Consider the following 13,869-nt stretch of genomic DNA (forward strand, 5'->3'; position numbering starts at 1 on the left):
CCGGCGGGTGAGCGGAGCATCCCGGTCAGGATGCTCCGCTCAGCTGGTCGCGGCGTCGCACGAGGTACGCCGCCTCGGCGCTGTTGCCGGCCAGCTCGACGGCCCGGTCGTACGCCGCCTGGGCCTGCTCGCTCCGGCCCAGGCGGCGCAGCAGCTCGGCGCGCGTGGCATGGAAGGCGTGGTAGCCCGCCAGCGGCAGCTGGTCGATCTCGGCGAGGGCGACCTGGGGCCCGTCGAGTTCGGCGACCGCGACGGCCCGGTTGAGCCGCACGATCGGCGACGGGTCACGGCGGGCAAGCTGGTCGTAGAGCGCGACGATCTGCGACCAGTCGGTGTCGCGGATGTCGGGGACATCGGTGTGGACGGCGTTGATCGCGGCGAGGATCTGGTAGCGCCCCGGCGCCTGCCCGGTGGCCAGGCGAGCGCGGACCAGGGCGTGCCCCTCGGCGATCAGCCCGCGATCCCAGGCGCCGCGGTCCTGCTCGCCCAGGGTGACGAGGTCACCGGTCGCCGACACCCGCGCGGCCCGGCGGGCCTCGGTCAGCAGCATCAGCGCCAGCAGCCCGGTGGCCTCGCCGTCGTCCGGCATCAGCTCGCGGACCAGCCGGGTCAGCCGGATCGCCTCGGCGGTCAGGTCGGCGCGGACCGGCTCCGTCGCGGAGTTCGAGGTGAGGTAGCCCTCGTTGAAGATCAGGTAGAGGACGGCGAGGACCCCGCTGATCCGGCCCGGGATGTCCTCGCGCAACGGCACGCCGAACGGGATCCGCGCCGCCTTGATCTTCGACTTCGCGCGGGTGATCCGCCGGCCCATGGCGCCCTCCTCCACCAGGAACGCGCGGGCGATCTCGGGCACGGTGAGCCCGCCGACCATCCGCAGGGTCAGCGCGACCCGCGCCTCCACGGCCAGCGCCGGGTGGCAGCAGGTGAAGACGAGGCGCAGCCGGCCGTCGTCGATGGCGCCGAGCGGTTCGGGCGGGTCGAACAGCATCAGCGCCTCCCGGTGCTTCTCCTCGCGCCTGACCTCGCGCCGGAGCCGGTCGACGGCCCTGCGGTAGGCGGTGGTGGTCAGCCACGCGCCCGGGTTCGGCGGGACGCCGTCGACCGGCCAGCGTTCGACGGCGGACGCGAACGCCTCGGCGGCCATCTCCTCGGCGACGTCGAGGTCCCCGAGACGCCTGGTCAGGGTCGCGACCAGCCGGGCCCACTCCGCGTGGTGGACCCGGGTGATCACTTCGCCGACGTCGGTCATTCGCTGAGGAACGGCCGGAGCTCGACCCTGCGGTTGCAGCTCTTCGAGCCCTGGGCGGCGAGCCGCAGCGCCACGTCGAGGTGCGGCGCCTCGACGATCCAGAAGCCGATGATGTGCTCCTTCGACTCCAGGTAGGGCCCGTCGGTGAACACCGGCTCCCCGTCGCGGCCGTCGACGACGGTCGCCGAACCGGGCGAGGCGAGGCCGCCGGCGAACACCCAGTTGCCGTCCGCCTGGAGCTTCTCGTTGAAGACGTCGATCGCGGCCATCTCCTCCGCGGTGGCCCGGCCGCCCTTCTCATCGAGCACGGACATCAGGTACTGCGCCATCGGGATCATCTCCTGTGGTCGGGTGGCCGCCCCTCGGGCCGCCTTCAACCCTGCTACGAACGGGGCCGCCTGAGTCGGACACGCGCCATGAGATTTTTCTCCGAGGAGTTTCGGGCTTGTCGCAACCACCGGCGAGCGTCCCGCAGTCCGCAGTTCATCTTCCACCGCGAGGCCGATCGCCGCACGGGTGAGAGTGGGCGATGTCAGAGGGAGGCGGTGGCCGTCAGGGCGTCGCCCAGCGGGGTGCGCCGGTAGAGCACGGAGCGGCCGGAGCGGGTGCGGTCGACCAGGCCCGCACGCAGCAGCACCGCCAGGTGGTCGCCGACCGCGCCGGGTGCGAAGCCCAGCGAGCGCGCGAGCTGCGTGGTGCTGGCCGGCTCGGACAGCGCCTCCAGCAGCCGCGCCCGAGCCTTGCCGACCAGCGCGGCGAGGGCCTCGGCCGGTGGCGGATCGGGTTCCCACAGCGCGGCCACGCCGCGTGCGGCGTAGATGATCGAGGGGTGCCAGGGCTGCTCGCTGTGGGCGGCCACGGCCGGCCAGATGAACACCGACGGCACCAGCAGCAGGCCCCGGCCTGCCACGTCGACGCGGGCATCCAGCAGCCGCGGGATCTCGATGCCGCCGTCGCGCCAGCGTACGCGCGGCAGCCCGTCGAACGCGGCCGCCCAGCCGGAGCGGCCGAGGTCGGCCGACCGCTGCAGCACGTCGCGTTCGCAGATCACCCGCAGCCGGAGCCAGTCGGCGGCCAGCAGGTCGTACCACGCCCGTTCCAGCAGGTCGGCGAGCAGTCCGGTGACATCGGCGTCGTGCAGGACCGCCAGCGCGGCCGGATCGTGGCAGTCCCGCCGGGCTAGGCAGTCCCGGATGTCCCGGCGGGCCAGGGCGAGCGGGGTGGCCCGTACGGCGGCGAGGTCGTCGTCGATGGTCTGGGCCAGTCCTGCCGGGGGCGGGGCGAGGAAGCCCGGTCCGCGGTGGGGGGAGTGCAGGGCCACCACGGCCCGCATCGCCGGGTCGGCGGCCAGTCGCTCGTACGCGGGCCGCAGCCGGGCCGCCCAGCCGGGCGGGAGCCGCTGCTCGCGGGACAGCCCGGCCAGGATGCGGATCAGGCTGTCCAGCTCGAACAGCGGGGAGATCGCGAACCGGCTGTGCAACAGGTCGTCGGCGGTGACCTCGAACCGGAGCATGGCCCGACCTTACGTCGTCGGACGAAACATTCGCCGGTCGGCCGCCGGTCCGCGACGCTCGGCACGTGATCGAGACGAAGCAGGCGACGTACCGGGACGTGCTGTCCGAGCCGGTGTTCCGCACCCTGTTCCTGACCCGGACGCTGTCCATCGCGGCCGGGTCGCTGCGCATCCTGGCCCTGTCCGTGCTCGTCTTCGACCGCACCGGCTCGCCCGTGCTGACCGCGCTGACGTTCGCGATCGGGTTCGTGCCGCAGGTCGTCGGCGGGACGCTGCTCGCGGCGCTGGCCGACCGGCTGCGGCCAAGGCCGCTGATCGTCACCGGGTTCCTGCTCGACGCGGCGGCCGCGGTGACGCTGGCGCTGCTGCCGCTGCCGGTCGGCGCGAGCCTGGGCCTGCTCGCGGCGGTGGCCGTGTTCGGGCCGGTGTTCACCGGGGCGTCCAACCGGCTGATCGCCGAGCAGCTGACCGGCGACGCGTACGTGCTGGGCCGCGCCCTGTCCAGCGTGGCCGGCGGAGGCGCCCAGCTGCTCGGGCTCGCCTTCGGCGGCGCGGTCGTCGCCGCGCTCTCACCCGGCTGGGCGCTGCTCGCGGCGGCCGCGGGCGGCCTGGTCTCGGCGATCTGGGTGCGGCTGCGGCTGCCCGACTTCGCGGCGCCGCCCGCTGCGGAGGGCTCGGCGGTGGGGCGGAGCTGGCAGGTCACCGCCCTGCTGCTGCGGGATCGTCCGGTGCGCCGCCTGCTGCTGGTGCAATGGCTGCCGCCGGCGTTCATCGTCGGGGCGGAGGCGCTGGTCGTGCCGTATGCGGCCGAGCGCGGCCACGGGTCCGCCGCGGCGGGCCTGATCCTGGCGTGCGCGCCGCTCGGCATGGTCGCCGGCAACCTCGTCTACAGCCGCCTGCTCCGGCCCGCGACGCGGGAACGGCTGGTCGCCGCAGTGATCAGCGGTCTGAGCGGGCCGCTGGTGCTGCTGGCACTGCCGGTGCCGACGGCCGTCGCGATGGCCGTCATGTTCCTGGCCGGGGCGGCCTTCTGCTACTCGCTGGGCGTGCAGCGCCCGTTCCTGGACGTGCTGTCGCCGGAGCTGCGCGGGCAGGCGTTCGCGCTGCAGTTCACCGGGCTGATGACGATGCAGGGCGTCGGGCCGGTGCTGCTCGGCCTGCTCGCCGAGCGCACCTCGACCGGCGCGGCGATGGTCGTCGCAGGGGTCGGTGCGGCGGCGCTCGGCTGCTGGTGGTCGCTCACATCCGGAATCACGCCTCGCCAGGGAGCCAAAGCGATCGATCGAGATGTATTGCTAACAAATGTTTCGATGGGTTGAATCACGGGCGGGTAGGCGATCGTCGCGCCTCGAATGATGTGATCATGCAAAAGTCCGGACGTGTCCGCGCTCTCGCCTGCACCGTTGCTGATTACATAGTCGGATATCAGCACTCCCGGCCTTTCGGTCGGGAAGGGTCTTTCCGTTGCCTCGGCGGTCACCGCTTCGGCCCGGCGAAGATCCCCGTTTCTGTCCGCTGGTGCGGGATTTTGCCACCTGCCCGCCCACCCGGCCGCTTGCGCGGTCGGGTGGTGGCGCGGGTCTGACGGTCGGCTCCACAGGGGTTCGACGCTTGCGCGTCCTGGTCTCCGGCCACTCCGGTACCAGTAGAGACTGCCGCCGCCAGGGCGGCGAGGTTACGGGCCGCATTCGCGTCACGGTCCATCACCAGGGGGACTGTTCGCAGGCGAACACCCGGACGTGCAGCGGCAGCTTGGCTTTCACCGCACCGCAGTCCGAGCATGTCTTCGACGACGGGAACCAGCGGTCGGCCTTCACCGTCACACCGCTGGCCCACTCGCCCTTGTACGTCAGTTGCCGCCGGATCTGCCCGAACCCGGCGTCGGCGACCTTGCGGGCCAGGCGCCGGTTGGCCAGCATCCCGGCGACGTTGAGGTCCTCGACCACCACGGTGGCGTACTGCGCCCGGATCTGGGTGGTGAGTTGGTGCAGGGCGTCGGTGCGCAGGTTCGCCACCCGGTGGTGGACCCGGTTGCGTTCGGCGTCGGCCTTGACCCACCGCCGCGACGCGGTACGCCGGTCCGGTCCCCGACGGCGCGACACCCGCCGCGACAACCGACGCAGCCTCGCCAGAGCGTTGTCGTAATGCCCGGGGTTCGGCACGTAGGTGATCTTCCCGGTGTTGTCGGCCAGCACCGCCAGATGCTTCACCCCGAGATCGACCCCCACGACCGTGTCCGGCTGCCGGGCCGGGGTGCGCGCATCGCGGATGACCTCGACCTGGAACGACACGAACCAGCGCCCGCGCGTGTAGGTGACGGTCGCGGACAGGATCCGGGCGGTCCCCGCGGCCAGGCGGCGGTGGAGTTTGCGGGTGTTCTCGTGGGTGCGGATCGTGCCCAACCGCGGCAACGTCACATGCCTGCGGTCCGGCTCGACCCGGATCGAGCCGGTCGTGAACCGGCACGACAACCTCGCCCCACGCTTGGACTTACGCCGAGGCCTGCCCATCCGGCGGCCCGCACGAACACCTTGCTTCGACTTGCTGTAGTTGTCGAACGCCGCCGCCGCGTTGGCCAGCCCGGTGCTGTACGCCTCTTTCGAGTTGTCGGTCCACCATCTGGCGAACCGTGGGTCGTCGTCGACCGACGGCACACCGATGTCGGCGTCGTTCTACAGCTACCCGAACACGCACTTCAGCCAGGCGCAGAAGACGCAGATCCTCAACGGCCCGTACGGCTCCTTCCTGTCGTGAGGGACCTCGCGCGTTAATAAGGGCACCTTCTACATCGCATAGCGATGTGAAGGTGCCCTTCCTTTGCTCGAAGCGGGGTGGTCAGCCCACGGGCACGGCTGTCGGTGCGGGGGTGGCCCGGCGTGCGGGGCGGCGGGAGCGGCGGATGAACCACTCGGCGACCGCCAGGTTGATCAGCCAGCCGGCGGCCATGGCGGCGAAGCGGCCCAGCATGTCCGGCTGGTTCCCGGCCAGCAGCCAGGGCACGTGGGTGAACGCCTGGGTGCCGGCGGCCAGCCCGATCGCGTAGCCGCGCATCATCCAGGCCCGGTGGGCGGTGAAGTCGCGCCGCCGTACGGCGAGGAAGCCGAGCACGATGGACAGCGCCATGGCGCTGCCGAACACCAGCCGCAGCAGCATCACCCCGAGGCCGTCGATCGGCGGCACGTCGTAGGCGACCGCCATCCAGAGCCCGGACAGCGCGGCGACCAGGCCGCAGGGGATGAGCACCCGCCCGGCGATCCGGTGCCGGCCCGGCCGCCGCCGGCGCAGCACCGCGTCGAACTGGAACGCGCCGACCAGGCAGTACACCGTGGCGCCGACGATGTGCAGCACCACCGGAACCGGGCTGGCGAAGAACCGGGCGTTGCCGTCGTCGATCGGGGCGCCGGCGGCGAGTTCGGTCACCCGGAACGCCCCGGCCACGACCGGGATCAGGCTCAGGGCGACCAGGGAGTACGGGACGAGGCGAGCGCGAATGGTCACGGGTCGATGGTGCGGCCGTGCCGGGCCCGGATCATCGACCTTCAGGCTCGCGAATGGAGGTCCGGGTCATCCTTTGGTACTACGACCCGCCCGGCCCGTCTCGTACGCCCAGATCGCCGCCTCCACCCGGTTGCGCACCCCGATCTTGGTCATCAGGCTGCCGACGTGCGTCTTCACCGTGCTGAGGCTGATGAACAGGTCGGCGGCGATCTCGGTGTTGGTGCGCCCGGCGGCCAGCTCCCGCAGCACCTGCTCCTCCCGGTCGGTCAGCGGCTCCAGCGGCTGGCGGCGCGGGTGCGCGGGGTCGTGCCGGGCGAACGCGCTCAGCAGCCGCGTGGTGACGCTCGGGGCGATCAGCGCGTCGCCCCGAGCGGCGGCGTGCACCGCCTGGCTGAGCAGCGCGGGCCCGGCGTCCTTGAGCAGGAACCCGCGGGCGCCGGCCCGCAGCGCGCCGTAGACGTACTCGTCGAGGTCGAACGTGGTGATGACGACGACCGCCGTCGGCTGGGCGACTCCGGGCCCGGCGAGCTGGCGGGTCGCGGCGATCCCGTCCAGCACCGGCATTCGCACGTCGAGCAGGCACACGTCGGGGCGCAGCCGCTCGGCCAGGCGCACCGCCTCCAGCCCGTCGGCGGCGGTGGCGACCACGTCGATGCCGGGCTGCGCGTCGAGGATCATCGCCAGCCCGGTGCGTACCAGCTCCTGGTCGTCGGCGACCAGCACCCGGACGCTCATCGGGCGGGCCCGGCCAGGGGAAGTTCGACCGCCACGGTCCAACCGCCGGCCGGATCGGGCCCGGCCCGCAGCACACCGTCCAGCAGCCGCGCCCGCTCGTCCATGCCGGTCAACCCGTACCCCCTGCCGGTGTCCTTCGCGGGTGCGCCGTCGTCGCCGACCCGCAGCCGCACCATGTCGTCGTCCACGCTGACCCGGACCTCGACCCGGGTCGCCTGCCGAGCGTGCCGCTGCGCGTTGGTCACCGACTCCTGCGCCATCCGGAACAGCGCGCCGCCCAGTGCCGCGGGCAGCGATGCCAGATCGCCGTCCACGCGCACCTCGACGGGCAGGCCGGAGCCGGCGGAGCGGGCCAGCCCGTGCAGGTCACCGGCGCCCTGGTCCGGCGTGTACTCGGCTGGTTCGCCTTCCCGGAGCAGGCGCACCATGGTGCGCATCTCCGCCAGCGCCCGGGACGCCTCCGCCTCGATCACCCGCAGCGCCTCGATCGCCGCCTCGGGCCTGGCCGGCGCGATCGCCAGCCCGGCCTGGGCCCGGATCGCCATCGCCGACACATGGTGCGCGACCGTGTCGTGCAGGTCGCGCGCCAGCCGCTCCCGCTCCAGCAGCCGCACCTGGTCCAGCTCGCGGGCGCGGGCCCGCACCCGGTAGCGCCGCGCCAGCCCGGCCGCGGCCACCGCGGACACGACAGCCAGGCCGCCGAGCGAGTCGGCGGCACCGGTGCTCCCGGTCAGCGCCGACAGCCCCAGGCTACCGAGCACCGCGACCGTCGCGAGCACGATCTCGCGCCCCGAACCCCACCGCGCCACCGAGTACGGCAGCAGCAGCAGGTAGATCATCGTGTACGTCTCGGGCACGGAGTCCCGGGTGACCAGCGGCACTAGCGCGCCCACGCCGAAGGACAGCAGCACCATCGCCAGCGGCCACCGGCGACGCCACACCAGCGTCACGGTGAAACCAGCGCTGAGCAGCAGCGAAGCGATCGGAAGCGCGGGCCGCAACAGGCCCTCGACCGCGGTGAGCACGATGAGCGCGGCGATGAGCAGGTAGTCGCGCCGGCCGTGGCGCGGGACGGGCGCGGGACGCGGCTCGCGCCAGAAGGACAGTCCGAGCACGACCCGATGGTACGGGCCGGCGCGGCACGATCCGTTGGCCCGAACGGCTTCCGCCGTCGCCACGAGGCGGTCTAATGCGCGATGATCTCCGCCATGAGCGAGTTCGACTTCTGCCCGTGGCTGTTCGCCGACGACGCCACCCAGGACGAACGCGACGCGCAACTGGCCTTCCAGCGCGGCCTGGCCGGGCTGCGGTCCGCGGGCGACAGGTCCTTCGTGTCCCCGCTCGCCGCCATCCATCAGGCCGATCTGACGGTCGGCGCGCACTCCTACCTCGCCGCGCACGTCTACCTCACCGGAGAGGTCCAGCTCGGCGACAACACCAGCCTGAACCCGTACGCGGTCGTACGCGGCCCGGTGCGCCTCGGCTCCGGGGTGCGCATCGGCGCGCACGCCTCCCTGGTCGGCTTCAACCACTCCGCCGAACCCGACGCGCCCGTATACCAGCAGCCCATCGTGGCCAAGGGCATCGTCGTCGGCGACGACGTGTGGATCGGCTCGAACGCGATCGTCCTCGACGGCGTCACCATCGGCGCGCACAGCATCATCGGCGCGGGCGCGGTCGTCACCAAGGACGTCCCCGCCTGGTCGGTGATGGTCGGCAACCCGGCCCGCCGCATCCGCGACCGGCGGGACCAGGCCCGTCCCGACAGTCTGGCGGCGAAGCTGACCGACTTCGCGGCACAGGCCCGGGAGCAGGCATCGCGGCTGCTGGACCGCTGCTGGACGGGCGACACGTTCACCGACCAGCCCGCTGCCGCGCCCACCGTGCGCGCGGTCTGCGACGCGGTCGAGATCGCCGACCTGCTGCTGAACGCGCCACCGCCGCAGCTCGGCCGGGACGATCTGGTCCGCCGGCTCACCGCGCTGCAGGACCCGGCCACCGGACTCGTCCCCGAGCTGGGCGAGACACGCCCGCTGAGGCTGGACAGCGGCTCGGCGTACCACGTGCTGTCCGTCGGGTATGCCCTTGACCTGCTCGGCGCGCGCCTGCCGCACCCGGTCGAAGCCGTGCGTATGGACCCGGCCCGGCTCGTGGCGGAACTGGACGGCCTGCCGTGGGCGCGGCAGGCCTGGAGCGCTGGAGCCTGGGTGGACATCCTCGCCACCGGCCTGCACTGGAACCGCCGGCTGTGCGACCCGCGGGAGCCGGTCGAGACGCTGTTCGGCTGGCTGCTGACCCGGCAGGACGCGTTCTCCGGGCTGTGGGGCGGTCCGAGCGCGCAGGAGGGCCGGCGGCAGCCGGTCAACGGCTACTACCGGCTGACCCGGGGCACGTTCGCGCAGTTCGGGCTGCCGGTGCCGCGTCCGGAGCAGACGATCGACACGGTGCTGGCCCATGCCCGCGACGACCGGTTCTTCGGCGACGGCCGCGGCACCGCCTGCGACGTGCTCGACGTGATCCACCCGCTGTGGCTGTGCGGGCGGCAGACCCGGCACCGGCGGGCCGAGGTGCAGGCCTGGGCGCGCGACCGGCTCGCCGCGACGCTCACCCGCTGGCACCCCGACGCGGGGTTCGCCTTCAGCCCGGCGCCCACCACCGGCACCGAACACGTGCCCGGCCTCCAGGGCACGGAGATGTGGCTGGCGATCATCTGGTTGCTCGCGGACGTGCTGGGGGAGAGCGGAGCCCTGGGCTACCGCCCGCGCGGGGTCCACCGGCCCGAAGCCGCGCCCGACCTGGAGCGCGGGAGCGGTGTCGGTGCCGTGGCCTAGGCTCGGCGGGTGCGGATCCACGAGCTCACCCGCGCCGAGGCCCGCGCCGTCGCCGTACGCGCCCAGCTGCTCGACCGGCCCCGGCCGCAATCACTGCTCGACGTCGTACGGCAGCTGACGCTGCTGCAGGCGGACCAGACCGCGGCCGTCGCGCCGAACGCGGACCTGGTGCTGTGGTCGCGGCTCGGCTCGGCGTACCGGCCCGCCGATCTGGAGGCCGCGGTGGGCGACCAGGCCCTGCTGGAGTTGCAGGGGATGATCCGGCCCGCGGAGGACCTGGCGCTGTTCCGCGCGGACATGGCCGACTGGCCCGGCCGCGGCGAGCTGCTGGACTGGCAGGAGTACCGGCGCGACTGGGTCGAGGCCAACCGGGGCTGCCGGCTGGACATCATGCGGCGGCTGCGCTCCGACGGCCCGCTGCCGGCGCGGGAGCTGCCGGACACGTGCGAGCTGCGGTGGCCGTCGAGCGGCTGGAGCAACGACCGCAACGTGCTCAAGATGCTGGAGCTGATGGAGGCGCGCGGCGAGGTCGCGGTGGCGGGGCGCGACGGCCGCGAGCGCCTGTGGGACCTGGCCGAGCGCATCTTCCCCGACGATGAGGTGGTCCCGGCCGGTGAGGCCGCGCGGATCCGGGCGCAGCGGCGGCTGCGTGCGCTGGGGGTCGCCCGTGCCCGCGGCGCGCAGCAGCCCGCCGAGCCGGTCGACGTCGCCGAGGCCGGTGAGCCCGCGGTGGTCGAGGGTCTGCGGGGCCGCTGGCGGGTCGATCCGGCGCAGCTGGCGGCGGTCCGGGAGCGGCCCCTGGCGGGCCGGGCCGTGCTGCTGTCGCCGCTGGACCGGCTGGTGTTCGACCGCAAGCGCATGGCCGAGCTGTTCGAGTTCGAGTACCAGCTGGAGATGTACAAGCCCGCCGCCAAGCGCCGGTGGGGCTACTGGGCGATGCCGATCCTGTACGGCGACCGGCTGGTCGGCAAGCTCGACGCCACCGCCGACCGGCGGGCCGGGGTGCTGCGGGTGGACGCGGTCCACCGGGATGTGCCGTTCACGAAGGCGATGACGGCGGCGGTCGACCGGGAGATCGCGGACCTGGCGGCCTGGTTGCGGCTGAACCTGGATCTGCCGGGTGACTGACGGCAGACAGCGGCCGGCGGTCGCTCACCCCCGTTAGCGACCGCCGGCCTTTCACTGTCCGGGTGAACGCCGTCCCCCAACGGCATCTGTTCACCCATCCCCCTGTGCACTTCGCTCGGCGCCACCAACCGGAAACGGATTCCCGGCCGGGCCGGCCCGCTGGGACCCTGGGGCCTTCATCGAGCGTCGCGCCACTGGTGCAAACGTTATGCCGCCTGACCTGCGGTCGTCCAGGGTGCGGCCAAGATTTTTTCACGCAATGTAGTCACAGCTCTACGGTGAGTGTCCTTACGGAGCCCGTGACCGCCCCCTGTTGACGGCACAGGAGTGACCGGTGGGCCCATTGATACGCGCGTTGCCCGCGTGGCGTGGGGTTAGCCCCCGCGCAGACCCGGGGGTCGGCCGCATGGTTCGGTGCGGCCGGTTCCACAAGGCTCGTGACGTGGAACATTCCAGGAGCATCCTCACCTCGGCCGTCGGTGCGATGCGCGGCTGGCACCGCCCGCTGACCGCCAACGCCGCTGCCATGTTCGCCCTGGCCCTGGCGAGCGCCGTCGGCGTGTTCGCCGACGACCGCCTGCTGCTGGGCGAATCGGTGTGGCTCAAGCCGCTGAAGTTCGGCTTCGCCATGGGCGTGTACGGCCTGACCCTGGCCTGGCTGATCAGCAGGCTGCGCAGGGGCCGGCGGCTCGCCTGGTGGCTGGGCGCCGTCTTCGCGGTCGCCGGGCTGCTCGACGTCGGCGCCGTCGTCTACGCCGCCGCCCACGGCACCGTCAGCCACTTCAACGCCAACGCCGAGCCGGTCGCCCGGACCGTGCGCACGGTGTTCGACTTCGGCGTCCTGCCGCTTCTGCTGACCACGCTGGTCATCGCGGTCCTGGTGCTGATCCAGCGCACCGGCGACCGCGCGCTGACGATCGCGCTGCGGGCAGGGCTGGGGCTCGCCGTCGCCGGCATGGTCGTGGCCGTCTGGCTCAGCAACTCCGCCGGACCGCGTACGATCGCCGACGCCAACGGCCACCCGGTGGCCATGACCGGCGGCCACGGCATCGGCGACCCCGACGGCAACGGCATGGCCGTCACCCACTGGAGCACGACCGGCGGCGACCTGCGCGTGCCGCACTTCGTCGGGCTGCACGGCATCCAGGTCCTGCTGCTCGTCGCGGCCGTCCTGGGCCTGCTCGCGGCTCGCCACGGCCGGCTGCGCGACGAGCGGGTCCGCGCCCGGCTCACGGGCGTCGCCGCCCTCGGCTACACGGGTGTGTTCGCCGTGCTCACCTGGCAGGCCGCGCGAGGGCAGTCGGTGGTCCACCCCGACGGGCAGACATCACTGGCCTTCGTGGGGCTGGCGATGCTCGTCGTGGCGGCAGTCGTGCTGGTGGTCGTGAACTCCCCGCGTGACGCTCGCCGGGTTGCGTCAGGCGGGCACCACGACGGCTTCGCGCAGCAGCCGGCGTACCAGCACGAGTTGTGACTGCTCGTCGAGGCCGGGCAGGTCGCCGACGCGGACCGCGGCCCCGGACAGCAGCGCCTTCACGGCCGGATCGCACTCGGCCGGGTAGCCGACCGTACGGTCGTCCAGCTCGATACGGCCCTGCCCGATGGCCAGGCGCAGGCCGGGGCGGGGGCGCACCCGGCTGTCGGCGGTGAGCGCGTCGGCGAACGCGGCCTGCGCCACGGGGCGGATCGGACCCGGCCGGTGCGCGGTCCACTGCCCGGGCCGCAGCCGGCGCGCGACATCGTCGGCGTCGGCCTTCGCGACCGCGTCCTGTAGCGCCGACACGGTGGCGGACAGGTGCGGGGCGAGCGCGACCGGGTCGGACAAGTCCAGGCCGATGGGCAGCCCGGCCCGCAACTGCGGATCTTCGGCGGCGAGGCCGAGCAGCGCCTCGACGATGCTGTAGCGGGTCGGCCGGCGCAGCCCGAGGGTGAGGTGCAGGCTGGTGCGGTCCACCGCTGCCGCGGCGTGCAGCCAGCCGCGCGGGAGATACAGCAGCTCACCCTCTTCCAGCACGTGGTCGAGGTACGGGGCCCCGGTGGCCGAGGCCGCGACCTCGTCGGCGCGGCCGCCCCAGGGCTGGCGCTCCAGCGGGTCCGGGTGCACCGGCTCGTGCACCTGCCAGCGTTTGACACCGGCAACCTGCAGCACGAACACGTCGTGGGTGTCGTAGTGGGTGGCGAAGCCCTGGTTCCCGGCGGGGGTCAGATAGGCGTTGGCCTGCACCGCGCAGCCCAGCTCGCGGGACAGGTCGAGGCAGAACGACTGCAGCGGCGGCCAGACCCGGTGCAGCCCCTGAAAGATCAGGGTGGCGCCGGCGGCCAGCTGTTCGAGCACCCTGTCGTCCCGGATCTGGTCGGACACCTCGGCGCCCAGTCCTGCCCCACCGGTGAAGGACTTGGCGGGCACCACGCTGCCGGCCTTGGCGATACGCAGGAACGGGGTGCGCAGGCCGCGTTCGCTCAGCAGTTCGTCGACGGCGGCCAGGTCCAGCAGATCGTCGTGGCGGCCGGTCCGGCGCAGCAGCGGCTGCCGCCCCCAGTGCGTGCGCTCGAACTCGGCCGGGTCGCCCACGCAGCGGCGCAGCGCCGACCTGTCGGGGTCGGGAGCTGCGCCGCCGTCGAGCAGATCAGGCACCGCTGTCGGCTCCGCCGTCGTCCTCGGCCGAGTCGACCGCGTCGTCGGCGCCGGCGTCGAGCGGACCCTCCACGTCTGCGCCGCCGTCGGCTCCGCCGTCGTGCTCGTTCGGGTCGGCCTGCCGGCCCGCTCCGGCGTCGGCCGGACCTTCGGTGCCGGGTGTGCCCGTGGTCGTCAGGTCGTCGTCGTTGATGCTCATGCCGTTCCTCCCGGTGCTGTGCTGCTCACAGCGTGATCTTCTCCAGATCCCGGCCGGCCTAAACTTCGGCCGATGCCGCCG

The 13,869-nt window shown here is 73.3% G+C and carries 14 protein-coding genes; 5 read left to right on the top strand and 9 right to left on the bottom strand.

Going from position 1 to position 13,869, the window contains the following annotated elements:
* Positions 1-25 precede the first annotated feature (25 nt).
* The 3 genes from Cco03nite_RS02680 to Cco03nite_RS02690 all read right to left on the bottom strand — a co-directional run bounded on the left by Cco03nite_RS02680 (position 26) and on the right by Cco03nite_RS02690 (position 2,762).
* Positions 26-1,249 (bottom strand): RNA polymerase sigma factor, encoded by a 1,224-nt coding sequence (locus Cco03nite_RS02680; RefSeq protein ID WP_203688307.1) that lies wholly within the window; start codon positions 1,247-1,249, stop codon positions 26-28.
* Positions 1,246-1,578: a YciI family protein gene (locus Cco03nite_RS02685; protein WP_203688308.1), complete on the bottom strand. Its 333-nt coding sequence runs from the start codon at positions 1,576-1,578 to the stop codon at positions 1,246-1,248. The genes Cco03nite_RS02680 and Cco03nite_RS02685 overlap by 4 nt, the downstream gene beginning before the upstream one ends.
* A gap of 203 nt (positions 1,579-1,781) precedes the next feature.
* Complete coding sequence (locus Cco03nite_RS02690; protein WP_203688309.1) at positions 1,782-2,762, bottom strand: ArsR/SmtB family transcription factor; 981 nt, start codon at positions 2,760-2,762, stop codon at positions 1,782-1,784.
* A gap of 65 nt (positions 2,763-2,827) precedes the next feature.
* Between Cco03nite_RS02690 and Cco03nite_RS02695 the strand changes: the two genes are divergently transcribed.
* Positions 2,828-4,081 carry an MFS transporter gene (locus Cco03nite_RS02695; protein ID WP_239167059.1) on the top strand — a complete coding sequence of 418 codons (1,254 nt, stop codon included), beginning with the start codon at positions 2,828-2,830 and terminating at the stop codon, positions 4,079-4,081.
* A 384-nt stretch (positions 4,082-4,465) separates the two neighbouring features.
* On the opposite strand, the gene tnpB is transcribed toward Cco03nite_RS02695, so the two are convergent.
* Positions 4,466-5,341, bottom strand: coding sequence for an IS607 family element RNA-guided endonuclease TnpB (gene tnpB, locus Cco03nite_RS02700; protein WP_239167081.1), 876 nt, complete (start codon positions 5,339-5,341; stop codon positions 4,466-4,468).
* Between tnpB and Cco03nite_RS42155 the strand changes: the two genes are divergently transcribed.
* Positions 5,313-5,516: a hypothetical protein gene (locus tag Cco03nite_RS42155; RefSeq protein ID WP_239167087.1), complete on the top strand. Its 204-nt coding sequence runs from the start codon at positions 5,313-5,315 to the stop codon at positions 5,514-5,516. The two genes, tnpB and Cco03nite_RS42155, sit on opposite strands and share 29 nt — an antisense overlap.
* Positions 5,517-5,597: 81 nt before the next feature.
* Here the strand turns inward: Cco03nite_RS42155 and Cco03nite_RS02705 are convergent, their stop codons facing one another.
* From Cco03nite_RS02705 to Cco03nite_RS02715, 3 genes are all read right to left on the bottom strand, one after another.
* Complete coding sequence (locus Cco03nite_RS02705; RefSeq protein WP_203688311.1) at positions 5,598-6,260, bottom strand: DUF2306 domain-containing protein; 663 nt, start codon at positions 6,258-6,260, stop codon at positions 5,598-5,600.
* Between the two features lie 66 nt (positions 6,261-6,326).
* Positions 6,327-6,995 (bottom strand): response regulator, encoded by a 669-nt coding sequence (locus tag Cco03nite_RS02710; RefSeq protein ID WP_203688312.1) that lies wholly within the window; start codon positions 6,993-6,995, stop codon positions 6,327-6,329.
* The gene (locus Cco03nite_RS02715; RefSeq protein WP_239167060.1) at positions 6,992-8,110 is read right to left on the bottom strand and encodes a sensor histidine kinase; all 1,119 of its coding nucleotides are present in this window, start codon (positions 8,108-8,110) and stop codon (positions 6,992-6,994) included. Before Cco03nite_RS02715 ends, Cco03nite_RS02710 begins: the two co-directional genes overlap by 4 nt.
* A gap of 93 nt (positions 8,111-8,203) precedes the next feature.
* Here Cco03nite_RS02715 and Cco03nite_RS02720 point away from each other — a divergent pair, with 93 nt between their 5' ends.
* The 3 genes from Cco03nite_RS02720 (at position 8,204) to Cco03nite_RS02730 (ending at position 12,428) form a co-directional block, all read left to right on the top strand.
* Complete coding sequence (locus Cco03nite_RS02720) at positions 8,204-9,826, top strand: acyltransferase (protein ID WP_239167061.1); 1,623 nt, start codon at positions 8,204-8,206, stop codon at positions 9,824-9,826.
* Positions 9,827-9,835: 9 nt separating this feature from the next.
* Positions 9,836-10,954, top strand: coding sequence for a DNA glycosylase AlkZ-like family protein (locus Cco03nite_RS02725; RefSeq protein ID WP_203688314.1), 1,119 nt, complete (start codon positions 9,836-9,838; stop codon positions 10,952-10,954).
* Positions 10,955-11,438: 484 nt separating this feature from the next.
* The gene (locus Cco03nite_RS02730) at positions 11,439-12,428 is read left to right on the top strand and encodes a hypothetical protein (RefSeq protein WP_239167082.1); all 990 of its coding nucleotides are present in this window, start codon (positions 11,439-11,441) and stop codon (positions 12,426-12,428) included.
* On the opposite strand, the gene Cco03nite_RS02735 is transcribed toward Cco03nite_RS02730, so the two are convergent.
* Positions 12,372-13,589, bottom strand: a complete 1,218-nt coding sequence (locus Cco03nite_RS02735; protein WP_203688315.1) for a cupin domain-containing protein — start codon at positions 13,587-13,589, stop codon at positions 12,372-12,374. The two genes, Cco03nite_RS02730 and Cco03nite_RS02735, sit on opposite strands and share 57 nt — an antisense overlap.
* Entirely contained in the window at positions 13,582-13,788 is a 207-nt protein-coding gene (locus tag Cco03nite_RS02740) for a hypothetical protein (RefSeq protein WP_203688316.1), read from the bottom strand. Before Cco03nite_RS02740 ends, Cco03nite_RS02735 begins: the two co-directional genes overlap by 8 nt.
* Positions 13,789-13,869: the final 81 nt, after the last annotated feature.

The sequence above is a fragment of the Catellatospora coxensis genome (assembly GCF_016862635.1).
In the GTDB taxonomy this organism is placed as follows: Bacteria; Actinomycetota; Actinomycetes; order Mycobacteriales; family Micromonosporaceae; genus Catellatospora; species Catellatospora coxensis.

What these genes read in the sequence shown, in the direction of transcription:
- Cco03nite_RS02680 (WP_203688307.1), bottom strand. Translation starts at nt 1,249, where the DNA reads ATGACCGACGTCGGCGAAGTGATCACCCGGGTCCACCACGCGGAGTGG.
- Cco03nite_RS02685 (WP_203688308.1), bottom strand. Translation starts at nt 1,578, where the DNA reads ATGGCGCAGTACCTGATGTCCGTGCTCGATGAGAAGGGCGGCCGGGCC.
- Cco03nite_RS02690 (WP_203688309.1), bottom strand. Translation starts at nt 2,762, where the DNA reads ATGCTCCGGTTCGAGGTCACCGCCGACGACCTGTTGCACAGCCGGTTC.
- Cco03nite_RS02710 (WP_203688312.1), bottom strand. Translation starts at nt 6,995, where the DNA reads ATGAGCGTCCGGGTGCTGGTCGCCGACGACCAGGAGCTGGTACGCACC.
- Cco03nite_RS02720 (WP_239167061.1), top strand. Translation starts at nt 8,204, where the DNA reads ATGAGCGAGTTCGACTTCTGCCCGTGGCTGTTCGCCGACGACGCCACC.
- Cco03nite_RS02730 (WP_239167082.1), top strand. Translation starts at nt 11,439, where the DNA reads ATGCGCGGCTGGCACCGCCCGCTGACCGCCAACGCCGCTGCCATGTTC.
- Cco03nite_RS02740 (WP_203688316.1), bottom strand. Translation starts at nt 13,788, where the DNA reads ATGAGCATCAACGACGACGACCTGACGACCACGGGCACACCCGGCACC.